8 protein-coding genes are annotated in these 11,726 nt (G+C 44.4%); 1 reads left to right on the plus strand and 7 read right to left on the minus strand.

Annotation, left to right across the window (positions count from 1 at the left end; translation table 11 throughout):
• Positions 1 to 22 precede the first annotated feature (22 nt).
• From B2866_RS04430 to B2866_RS04460, 7 genes are all read right to left on the minus strand, one after another.
• Positions 23 to 1,672 (minus strand): BCCT family transporter, encoded by a 1,650-nt coding sequence (locus B2866_RS04430; RefSeq protein WP_296191048.1) that lies wholly within the window; start codon positions 1,670 to 1,672, stop codon positions 23 to 25.
• A 134-nt stretch (positions 1,673 to 1,806) separates the two neighbouring features.
• Positions 1,807 to 3,057: a PQQ-dependent sugar dehydrogenase gene (locus B2866_RS04435; RefSeq protein WP_296191050.1), complete on the minus strand. Its 1,251-nt coding sequence runs from the start codon at positions 3,055 to 3,057 to the stop codon at positions 1,807 to 1,809.
• Positions 3,058 to 3,264: 207 nt separating this feature from the next.
• On the minus strand, positions 3,265 to 5,862 hold the full coding sequence (clpB, locus tag B2866_RS04440) for an ATP-dependent chaperone ClpB (protein ID WP_296191052.1): 2,598 nt from the start codon (positions 5,860 to 5,862) through the stop codon (positions 3,265 to 3,267).
• A 389-nt stretch (positions 5,863 to 6,251) separates the two neighbouring features.
• Entirely contained in the window at positions 6,252 to 6,848 is a 597-nt protein-coding gene (locus tag B2866_RS04445) for a L,D-transpeptidase family protein (protein ID WP_296191054.1), read from the minus strand.
• Positions 6,849 to 6,987: 139 nt separating this feature from the next.
• Positions 6,988 to 7,788 (minus strand): SDR family NAD(P)-dependent oxidoreductase, encoded by an 801-nt coding sequence (locus B2866_RS04450; RefSeq protein ID WP_296191056.1) that lies wholly within the window; start codon positions 7,786 to 7,788, stop codon positions 6,988 to 6,990.
• Between the two features lie 86 nt (positions 7,789 to 7,874).
• On the minus strand, positions 7,875 to 9,599 hold the full coding sequence (locus B2866_RS04455) for an AMP-binding protein (protein ID WP_296191057.1): 1,725 nt from the start codon (positions 9,597 to 9,599) through the stop codon (positions 7,875 to 7,877).
• A 202-nt stretch (positions 9,600 to 9,801) separates the two neighbouring features.
• The gene (locus B2866_RS04460) at positions 9,802 to 10,938 is read right to left on the minus strand and encodes a DNA topoisomerase IB (protein ID WP_296191059.1); all 1,137 of its coding nucleotides are present in this window, start codon (positions 10,936 to 10,938) and stop codon (positions 9,802 to 9,804) included.
• Between the two features lie 176 nt (positions 10,939 to 11,114).
• Between B2866_RS04460 and B2866_RS04465 the strand changes: the two genes are divergently transcribed.
• Entirely contained in the window at positions 11,115 to 11,582 is a 468-nt protein-coding gene (locus B2866_RS04465) for a GNAT family N-acetyltransferase (RefSeq protein ID WP_296191061.1), read from the plus strand.
• The last annotated feature ends 144 nt before the right edge of the window (positions 11,583 to 11,726 follow it).

An 11,726-nucleotide genomic window follows, 5' to 3' on the forward strand; every position in this document is an offset into this window, starting at 1 on the left:
TAAACTTGCTATGTGTAGCCTATCAATCACCTTTGGCAATTTTGGGCGGACCTTTTAATAAGTCTTCATCGACAAATTCATTAGCCGAATTATGGTCGGCTGACTCATCAGTAATGTAACGCTGCTGGTTACGATATAAAATAAGACGATCGCGACTCATACCACGCAGTAGCGCATACATCATCACAAAGATGACCAGCGCAAAGGGCAGACCTGCCACGATAGCCGCAGCTTGCAGGGCATCTAAACCGCCCGCTGCTAATAATATGGCAGCAATCAAGCCTTGCATTAGCGCCCAAAACAAACGCTGGATTTTAGGGGGATTGGTATCACCGCCCGCCGTCAGCATATCGATGACAAAACTGGCCGAGTCTGATGAGGTCACAAACCAAAGGACAATCATCACCACAATTAACAACGTAATCGGTTTGGTCAATGGATAATATTCAACCAGCTTAAAGATAGCGCTACCGTAATCGGCCTGCACCGCCGTGACCAATCCTGGGCTAACCACCTCAGGATTCATACCGGAGAGCAGCTCCATTTGTATCGCTACGCCGCCAAAAGTCGTAAACCAAAAAAACAAAATCGTCATCGGAATCAGCAGCACGCCAAATACAAACTCACGAATGGTACGACCACGGCTGATACGCGCAATAAACACGCCGACAAATGGCGACCAGCTGACCCACCAAGCCCAATAAAATATCGTCCACGCGCTTTGCCAATCGGTATTACTATAGGCTTCGCTCCACGTCGATAACGTGACAATGTTTGCCAAATAGTTGCCCACGTTTTCTATAAAACTGTCAAAGATAAATAGCGTCGGGCCTAAAATTACCATAAAAGCCAGTAGGATACCAGTCAGCCCCATATTGATATCGCTAAGGCGCTTAATGCCTTTATCGAGACCGAGCATCAGTGAACCACACGCCAATGATGTCACAAAGGCAATAATGATAAACTGAACCGCTAAAGTAGAAGGAATGCCAAACAAGCCTTCAAGACCTGCATTAATTTGCATAACGCCCAGACCTAAGGAGGTTACGACCCCGAACATCGTCCCAAATACCGCCAAGATATCGACGGTATGTCCCCATTTACCATAAATTCTTTGTCCAAGAATAGGATAAAGGGTTGAGCGTATCGATAATGGCAGGCCACGGCGAAAATGAAAATAAGCTAGCGACAGCGCAACGATGGTATAAATCGCCCATGCATGCAGCCCCCAATGCAAAAACGACAGATTCATCGCTTGTTTTGCCGACTCAAGGGTTTCTGCTTCCCCAAGCGGCGGTGCCATAAAGTGATATAAAGGCTCAGCCGTCCCCCAATACACCAGCCCAATGCCGATACCCGCTGAAAACAACATTGCAATCCATGAAAATAAGCTGTATTGCGGTCGCTCTGTCTGTTTGCCTAGACGTATATCGCCATAGCGACTGGCAGTCAGATAAATACAGAACACCAGTGCCATATTAAATAATATGATAAATAACCAGCGGAATTTTTCAGCGATAAAGGCTTGTAAGAAGCTAAAAAGGGCTGCTGCCGTTTCAGAAAATAACGAACCAAAGATAATAAAGCCGACGATTAAGACACTTGAGGTAATAAACACTGGTTTATTTACCTTTGGAAAGGGCCCAAGTTTACTTACTTTTACTTCGTTCATTGGCTAAAACCTTAAATTTAAGAAAGGCTACCTTAACAAACTGAGCCTTAATTATCAATTTACTACAAGATGAGGGCGGTTAGACTTTGTTTTTTCAATCACTCAACTCACTGTTTGGGTAATCGTCTAAGAGTCTATTGAGGTAGCAATTGAAGCAGCCTACCTTTGTCGCCATCTTCTAATAACCACACTTGCCCATCGACAGTTAACACATTGCGGATACGCTCACCCATATCATAGCGATAGCGTTCGGCAGCGCCGTTATTGTCAACAAACTTAACCACGATAAGCGCTTTTGATGACAAGCCGCTGATAAGGGCATTACCTTGCCACGCTGGAAAATCATTATATTTACCAGCCTGATAAATACTTATCGATGAAGGTGATATTACAGGCGTCCATGATATTTTTGGCGCAGAAAAATCAGGGCGCGTATCATGATCAGGGATATCCGTCCCCGAATAATTGCGTCCGTTCGAGACCACGGGCCAGCCGTAATTATTGCCTTTTTCTATCAGATTAAATTCGTCACCGCCCCTCGGCCCCATTTCATGTGCCCACAGCCTACCTTTATCATCGAAGGCCATACCAAGTACGTTACGATGACCAATCGTCCAAAATTGGGCGGCAATGTCGCTGGTGTTTTCCTCAAATGGATTATCGGCTGGCACTGAACCATCGGCATGTAATCTGATAATTTTGCCCAGATTCACACTCATATCTTGGGCTGGAGTTTTTTCTTGACGCTCGCCTGAGCTGATATATAAATACTTACCATCAGGTGAAAACCGTAAGCGATGGCTATAATGGCCTTGTCCTTTTAGTTTTGGAGATTGTTGCCAAATGGGCGTTATGGCTTGCAAGCGTGGCGCGTCAGTATCTAAGCCCGTTAATGTGGCCTTGATAACTTTTGCCCCAAATTTATTGCTATCAGCGCCTGCACCTGCCTCGACATAGCTAATATAAACATTATTAGAAGTGGAAAAATCTGGTGCAAGAATGATATCGCCAAGTCCGCCCTGCCCGCCATACGCTACTTTTGGCACACCATTAACGCTTGTCTTGATACCTGTTGCCGTATCAACAATCAAAAGCTCGCCTGCTTTTTGGGTCACAAGCAGTTTGGGTGGCTGATTATGAATGCGAGGTAATGCAGTCATTGCCCAAGGTTCATCAAAGCTAGCAACTGTCTTGGTTGTAAAAGTAGGTTTTTCAGTATTTGCTACTGAGTTATTAGCAGCAGCTTGCCCTTCTTTATACTCGGTCAAATCGTTATTGGTATTAACAGCGGCAGGATTGGAGCATGCAGAGGCACTAAACAGCAGTGATGTCGTAATTAACGATAATAGTAATGGCGTGTTTGTCGATTTTTTATTGGTCATCATCCTGATGTCACCTCCCTTAAATTTTTCATATTCTTATATGCACTATCATTATTTATACCATAATCAAAGCGCGCAAACGGTAAATAATATTGGCACAAAAAAAACCCCTTACCTGCCCGTATAAGCTCTAAACAAGTAAAGGGTTTTTGGGTTTCTACCGTTCAGCAAATGATATTTAACCAATGCACGTTAAAACGAACCTTTATTTTAGCTCATTCTAAGCTTATCAAAGGTCAACTTATCATCAGCGCCGACATCGATTTTGATGATATCGCCTGGGACGAAATCACCAGCCAGCAGTTTCAATGACAATGGGTTTTCGATCTCTTGCTGAATAGCACGTTTGAGTGGACGCGCACCATACACAGGGTCATAACCCACTGCGACCAGTTTATTCATCGCATCTGCCGACAGCTCGATATCCATTTCACGCTCTTGAATACGCTGACGTAAGCGATCCAATTGAATATCGGCAATACCAGCCATTTGCGACATGCCAAGCGGATGGAAGACCACAATTTCATCAATACGGTTGACGAATTCTGGGCGAAAATGCTGCCCAACCGATTCCATAACTTCCGCTTTAATATCTTCGTAGCTCTCACCGACCATTTCTTGGATTTTATGCGAACCCAAGTTACTGGTCATGATAATGACGGTATTTTTAAAGTCTACCACGCGGCCTTGCGAATCGGTCAAGCGACCATCGTCTAGCACTTGTAGCAAAATATTAAACACGTCAGGATGGGCTTTTTCGACCTCATCAAACAATATCACGCTATAAGGCTTACGGCGTACCGCTTCGGTCAACGTACCGCCTTCTTCATAACCGACATAACCTGGAGGCGCGCCCACCAAACGACTGACGCTGTGTTTCTCCATGTACTCACTCATGTCGATACGAACAATTGCATCCTCACTATCAAACAAGAAGTTCGCCAGTGATTTGGTCAACTCCGTTTTACCGACACCCGTTGGTCCAAGGAACAAGAACGACCCAGAAGGACGATTCGGATCTGACAAACCAGCTCGGCTACGGCGCACCGCATTAGCGACCGCTTCGACCGCTTCGTCTTGACCGATGACGCGCTCATGGAGCTTTTCTTCCATTGCTAGCATTTTGTCACGCTCGCCTTGCATCATTTTGCTGACTGGAATACCAGTCGCCGCTGCCACGACCTCGGCGATTTCGTTATCAGTGACCTTATTACGTAGCAGTTTTACGCCACTATTTTCACCAGTTTGCTCTTTTTGCTCGGCCAAATCCGACTCATGAATACGGCGCTCTAACTGCGGAATAGTCTCATATTGCAGCTTACTCATGGTCTCGTAGTCGCCTTCACGACTGGCTTTATCATAAGCAATACGGGCCTTATCCAGCTCGTCTTTTAGCTGCTGACTGCCTTTAACCAGCGCTTTTTCTGCTTGCCAAATCTCATTAAGATCGGCGTATTCTTTTTCAAGCTCTTCAATTTGTGCATCAAGCACTTTACGCTCTGCTTGCGCGCCCGCATCTTCTTCGTTTTTGAGCACTTCGCGCTGCATTTTTAACTGAATCAGACGGCTATCAAGTTTGCCAAGTGACTCAGGCTTGCTGTCCATCTCCATACGCAGGCGACTTGCCGCTTCATCAATTAAATCAATCGCCTTATCTGGCAGCTTACGATCGGTAATATAACGATGACTCATACGTGCAGCCGCGATAATCGCGCTATCTTGGATATCAACACCGTGATGCAGCTCATAACGCTCTTTTAGACCACGCAGAATCGCAATGGTGTCTTCGACCGTTGGCTCATCGACCAATACTTTTTGGAAACGACGCTCAAGCGCCGCATCTTTTTCGATATACTGGCGATACTCATCTAGAGTCGTCGCACCGACGCAATGTAGCTCGCCGCGAGCGAGCGCAGGTTTTAGCATATTACCTGCATCCATCGCGCCTTCTGACTTACCAGCGCCGACCATGGTGTGTAGCTCATCAATAAATAAGATGACATTACCTTCTTGCTTCGCCAAATCACTCAGAACCGCTTTGAGACGCTCTTCAAACTCACCGCGGAATTTAGCCCCTGCAATAAGCGCGCCTAAGTCTAACGACAGCACTTCTTTACGGCGCAGTCCTTCTGGCACATCACCATTGATAATTTTTTGCGCCAAGCCTTCAACGATGGCGGTTTTACCCACACCCGGTTCACCGATAAGCACTGGATTATTTTTGGTACGACGCGATAACACCTGAATGGTACGGCGAATCTCTTCGTCACGACCAATCACCGGATCAAGCTTACCAAGCTCCGCTTGCTCAGTTAGATTAATGGTATATTTATTCAGCGCATCACGCTGATCTTCGGCGTTTTGATTATTCACCGTCTCATCACCTCGCAGTTGCTCAATGACCGCTTTTAGCTTACTTGCCGTCACCCCAGCATTTTCAAATATTTTTTTGGTGTCGCCTTGCTCAGCAAGTGCCAACATTACCCATTCAGTGGCAATAAAATCATCACCCTCTTTTTGCGCTTGGCGATCGGCCAAGTTCAAAATCTTCACCGAATTTGGGTTTAGATTAACGTCGCCAGTTGGCTCGCTAATCGTCGCTTGATTGTCGAGCGCCTTTGCCACGCCATTTTTTAATGCTGGAATAGACGCGCCGGCTTGCTGACAGATAGATAAGTTAGACTCATCTTGTAGCAATACTGCAAGCAAATGCACAGGATCAATCCCAGTGTGGTCGCGACCTAGCGCCAAACTTTGGGCTTCTTGAATCGCTGATTGTAATTTTTGGGTAAATTTCTCGAATCTCATAATGTGTCCTTTAATCATTAATAGTCGTTTGTATCTGCTAGTCGCTGCGGCTTTTTATGAGTATTAAGATGCTGCAAGCTTTTCGTTGTTATCTATATAAGGTTTGTTCAGTAATATTTCAATGTTATTTTAACGATTGTCAATAGTATTTATTGACTTATTGGTATCGACCTATGCAGCATATATATGAGCAAAAATAAAATCTACAAAAAAAATTAAACCTTACTCATAACAATGATATTAAGATAAAGTATTAATAGTCACCTTTATAAGAGATTTCAAGAGAAGTTAGCAAAGAAAAATTAGGAAGTCTTGAAGATGTACAGACAGAGAAAAATATATTTTAGCGGACGACTAAAACAGTCAAATGCGGGAGTTTAACAAACTATTTATTCTACAATTTCGATCGGTGTGCCAACCTTTATCGCAGCCATGATTTCATCCATCTCATCATTGGTCACGGCTATGCAGCCTTCTGTCCAATCGCGTTGCTGGTTCAGTAGACCCAATGCACCAAAACCGTTTTTTTGCCCATGAATCATAATATCACCGCCAGCACTGACGCCTCGTGATTTGGCACGGGCTTTATCGGCCGCATTGGGGTAACTTATGTGAATAGAGCGGTAATATCCAGATTTTTCATTTTTATAATCGAGTGTATAGCTGCCAACAGGGGTACGCTGGTCACCTTGTTGTTGCTTATGACCGACAGGATTGCCACCGAGCGCAATGTGATAAGACTTAATCACTTTATCATCACTTAGTAGCTGCAGGGTACGAGCAGATTTATCGACAAAGACTTTATTGACGAGAGCTTTATCAATGACAGCGTTATTAGTGATGGGTTTATGATTCATCGCAGTGTTTTTGGCATGAGTCATAGTACTGGTGGCTATAAATGCAACGATGAAAGTAACGAGACCAAACCCTATCGCGATAAATAACCAACTTGAATATTTTCTTGAATCTGCACGAAAAATTGCCATAGCTTTTGCTTCTTAAAGTTAAGCGTTTATTGTTAAAGTTATCTTTTATAAGATAGCAAAAGACTATGCCAAGTTTGTGAAATTATATAAATAAAGCTAAGTGTTTAATAAGAACTACTGAATAACAAGTCCTTAAAACCTACACCATACGAATCGCGCCATCAAGACGAATCACTTCACCATTTAAGTAAGCATTATCGATAATATGTGTGACCAGTTTGGCAAACTCATTTGGATTGCCCAAACGCTTAGGATAAGGGACACCGGCCTCTAACTGCTCGCGCGCTTTTTCAGGGATAGTCTGCATCATCGGTGTGGCAAAGACACCAGGAGCGATGGTCATGACGCGAATACCATGACGCGCCAGCTCACGCGCCAGTGGCAGGGTCAGACCAACGACGCCAGCTTTTGATGATGAATAGCTTGCTTGCCCTACTTGCCCATCAAAAGCCGCGATAGAGGCGGTATTGATAATGATGCCATTATCAGCATTCTTCTCATTAGCGCTTTCTGTATTGTCAATATTAGCAACCCGCTTAGCAATACTGGCCGCCACCAAACGCGCGACGTTAAAAGAACCAACGAGGTTGATATTAACCCCGCGACTAAAAGCCTCAAGGTCGGCTGGGTTATTTTCACGGTCAAGCAGCTTTTGTACCACAGCAATACCCGCACAGTTAATAGAACCTTGCAGACCGCCAAATTCTTTTTCAGCCAACTCAACAGCCGCTTGTACCTCATCACCACTGGTCACGTCACAACGTACAAAACGTACAAAACGTACATTATCACCTAACTCATCAACCAAAGCTTGCCCAGTTGACTCGTTCAAATCAGCAATAACGACCTTGCCGCCTTGAGCCACGATAGCGCGAACCACTGACTCACCTAGACCTGATGCACCGCCAGTAACCAAAAAGCTGTGTTGTTCAATTTGCATAATTATTCCTTTAATGGATGTTTTATTACTATTCTTATAGGCTAACTATTTTATTATCTTAAACGACTATCGAAATCTCCAACAATCTATGCCGCAGACAAGCTACGCAACAAGAAACGCTGAATTTTACCGCTTGGCGTTTTTGGTAATGCTGCCACAAATTCAACCTCACGTGGATAAGCATGAGTTGAAAGACGTTTACGGACCAAGTCTTGAATCTCTTTAGCAATCTCGTCCGTCCCCTCGATACCGTCCTTTAGCACCACATAAGACTTAATCGTATGACCGCGCACTTCATCTGGCACGCCAACGGCGGCGGATTCTGCGACTGCCTCATGCTCAAGCACGGTGTTTTCCACATCCGTAGGCCCTACGCGGTAGCCTGCCGTAATAATAATGTCATCATCACGTCCAGAAAACCAATAGCTGCCATCGCTATGGCGCTCGACCACATCGCCGGTTAAATAGTAATCTTCAGCAAAGGCGTCTTTCTCATTCCAGCTATAACCGCGGAAATAAAACGCCGGCGATTGGCTAACCACTACAGCAAGCTGTCCTTGCTCACCATCGGGTAATACTTGCATGTCATCATCTAATACGACGAGTGTGTGACCCGGTAGCGCCATGCCCATCGAACCAGTAGGACATTCATGTGCTAATGAATGGTGCGCGCAGCAGGTCATGCCCGTCTCTGTTTGACCATATTGATCTTTCACTTGGCAGTTCAAATAGGTTTCGACCCAATTAACGACTTCAGTATTTAAAGTTTCGCCGGCTGAGTTGGCACAGCGCAGTGATAATTTGCCATTAGCAGTATTGTGAGCTTCTTCAAACACACCGCTCGATTTCATCATCCGAAACGCCGTTGGCGAAGAGGCCAAATTGGTAATCTTATGACGCACCATAAAGTCGCGGGTATTGGCAGCATCAAAGCCCGCCTCGTTAAAGTAAGTCGTGACGCCCATCAGTAAAGGCCCCGTAATCGCGTAATATAATCCATATGCCCAGCCGGGATCGGCCATATTCCAGTAGTTATCATCTGCACGTAAGTCAATGGCATAGCGCATATACAGATAAAAAGCGAATAGCGCTGATAACGGCACACTGACACCTTTTGATTTACCGACTGTACCCGAGGTAAACATTTGCAAAAACGCTGCATCTTCGTTGAGCAAGACCGCCTCTAGCGTTTGCGGCTGGGTCGCCATCATCTGAGCATAATTATCATCAGACCATTTGCTTTCACTATCAGCTTGCGCATTATTCTTACTGCCAACCATGACCATTTTGGTTTGCTCGGCTAAATCCTCAAACTTGCCACGATTTTCCTGATTGGTAAAAACCACTTTGGTATTGGCTTTATCCATGCGGTATTTAATTGAATCATAGCCAAAAGCGGTAAATAGCGGTTGATAGACTGCGCCAATCCGCCAAGTCGCTAGTACAATGATGAGCAGCTCAGGGGTACGCGGTAGCATGGTCGCCACTTGGTCGCCAACTTGTACGCCGTAGGATGTTAATAAATTAGCCACTTGCGCACTTGCTTTATCAAGCTCTGCAAAAGTCATGCGCGTCATATTGCCAGCGGTATCTTCATGCACTAAGGCTAGATTATCGCCGCGCCCGTCACGCACATGACGACCACAGCAGGCCATATAAGCATTTAAACGGTCATCTAAATGCTCGCCATAGATTTCTGCCAATAACGCCTTCATATCAAAGTTATGATAGTAATCACTGTAGCTCGTTGGTGTATGGGTGGTACCTTTAGCAGAGTTTGCGGACGAATAGTTCGAAGAGGAGGTGTTCATAAGCTAATCCTTTAGCAATCGAGAGTCGCTGACATTATCAGCGCTTTATCAGAAGTCAAACAGTCCCATCCTAGTCACTGTTTGCTCTTATGGTTTGCGCATATAAAAATGCGTATGCTCTATTAGTAACGCATTTTTATATTTATTTCAATACATAACGTATCATTTTTAAAATTAAGTACAATTTTTAATAGAAATAAATCTATTGAATGGCACTTAAAAATCCTAGCAGCGCTTTCTCTTCATCGCTTTGATATGGCTTAGTACGGCCACGGCGTGCTTGTTTATAACACTCAAAAAACTGTCCTGCTAAAAAGCGCTCAATAATAACCGGATTGATATAAGACGCTCGGCAGACAGCAGGCGTATTGCCAAGCTCTTCTGCCACCGCTTTAACCATAGCAGTCACCAGCTGTTGACGCTCATTGCTATTAGGCTCACTGGCTAATATGTCTTTGCCGTCAGTAGTCTGCAGCTCATCGTATAAATAACTGGCAGCAAGGACGCTTGCCATCCAAGTACGAAAGTCCTTGGCGCTATATAAATTGCCGCTGTATGTCTTACTCTCACTATCATGACCGCAAGTATGCGACCGTATATAATCATTGATATCGCTACTATCGACGATTTGCTTATCACCATTATCATCTAAATATTTAAAAATTTGATAACCCGGCAGCTCAGAGCAGGCTTGTACAATCTCAATTAAACGTTCGTCTTGCAGTTCGATATGATGCTCTTTAGCACTTTTCCCGACAAAATCAAACGCCAAACCATTATCCGTTTCGCTGACGTGTTTGCTGCGTAAAGTGCTTAAGCCATAGCTTTTATTCATCTTCGCATAGCGGCTATTACCGATACGAATTAATGTGGTTTCCAGCAATTTAACCACGGCGGCAAGTACATTGGCGCGTGATAACGACTGCGCTTCTAAATCTTTTTCTACTTGCGCACGTAGGTTTGGCAACGCCTGAGCAAAACCTATCATGGCATTAAACTTAGCTTGATCACGGACGCGGTCCCATTCAGGATGATACAAGTACTGCTTGCGTGCTTTATCATCGCGGCCTGTCGATTGCAGATGCCCTTTATCATCTTGGCATATCCAAACCTCTGACCACATCGGCGGTATCACTAGCGCATCAAAACGCTGGCGCAACGCTTTGTCTTTGACCGTTTTGCCGGTGGCGTCTTTATAAGTAAAGCCGCGACCCCAACGCCTACGCGTGAACCCAGGCTCATCGTCGCTGACGTAGCGTAAGTTGGCCAAGCGCGCCAGACGCTCGTAATCATGGCGCACATCTTGCGTGGTTGTTTGGTCATCTAGCTTCGCCATCATACATACTCGATTGATAAAATAGTCGTTTTAGCATAATGAATTGCGGCTATTTTTGCTGTTTGTTTGCCACGAGCAAAGTGTAATCGATGTGTAAAAGCACTCCTTTAAAAGGTTCTAAACCATGAGTTTTTAAGTCATAATTTGCTAAAATCCACAACTTAAGTTAAATAAATATAATGAAAAATACTTCGATAAAAATAGCCCCATTACTTATAGCCCCATTGTCTAAAGCTGATTACGACGCTTGGTTAAAATTGTGGCAAAGTTATTTAACCTTTTATGAAACTCGTCTGCCACCAAGCACTACAGAAAAGACATGGCGCAACCTGCTTGATGACGATATGCCGATTTATGGATTTGGCGCTTGGCAGAACGACATACTAGTAGGTATCACGCATGTGGTGCTACATCCAAATACATGGAATACCACAGAATGTTGTTACTTAGAAGATTTATACGTTAGTGAAGCGGTTCGCGGAAAAGGCGTAGGACGCGCATTGATTGAACACGTATATGAATTTGCCAATAAGAAAAACTGCAACCGTGTTTATTGGACGACGCAAGAAGGCAATGCGACGGCGCGCAAACTCTATGATGTAATCGCTACTCAAACGGACATGGTGCAATATCGCAAAGATTTGTGACTCAAACTCAAATAAAAACACAGCTATAAAAAAACGCCAAGCGTTAACCACTTGGCGTTTTTTTACGACACAAATCTAAACTAATACCAAACCCAACAATTAAAGATGCGCCCAAGCTCGAGCAGTTAACGACCGAATTCTTTG

It is taken from the genome of Psychrobacter sp. UBA3483, assembly GCF_002377905.1.
Classification (GTDB): Bacteria; Pseudomonadota; Gammaproteobacteria; order Pseudomonadales; family Moraxellaceae; genus Psychrobacter.

What these genes read in the sequence shown, in the direction of transcription:
- B2866_RS04430 (WP_296191048.1), bottom strand. Translation starts at nt 1,672, where the DNA reads ATGAACGAAGTAAAAGTAAGTAAACTTGGGCCCTTTCCAAAGGTAAAT.
- B2866_RS04435 (WP_296191050.1), bottom strand. Translation starts at nt 3,057, where the DNA reads ATGATGACCAATAAAAAATCGACAAACACGCCATTACTATTATCGTTA.
- clpB (WP_296191052.1), bottom strand. Translation starts at nt 5,862, where the DNA reads ATGAGATTCGAGAAATTTACCCAAAAATTACAATCAGCGATTCAAGAA.
- B2866_RS04445 (WP_296191054.1), bottom strand. Translation starts at nt 6,848, where the DNA reads ATGGCAATTTTTCGTGCAGATTCAAGAAAATATTCAAGTTGGTTATTT.
- B2866_RS04450 (WP_296191056.1), bottom strand. Translation starts at nt 7,788, where the DNA reads ATGCAAATTGAACAACACAGCTTTTTGGTTACTGGCGGTGCATCAGGT.
- B2866_RS04455 (WP_296191057.1), bottom strand. Translation starts at nt 9,599, where the DNA reads ATGAACACCTCCTCTTCGAACTATTCGTCCGCAAACTCTGCTAAAGGT.
- B2866_RS04460 (WP_296191059.1), bottom strand. Translation starts at nt 10,938, where the DNA reads ATGATGGCGAAGCTAGATGACCAAACAACCACGCAAGATGTGCGCCAT.
- B2866_RS04465 (WP_296191061.1), top strand. Translation starts at nt 11,115, where the DNA reads ATGAAAAATACTTCGATAAAAATAGCCCCATTACTTATAGCCCCATTG.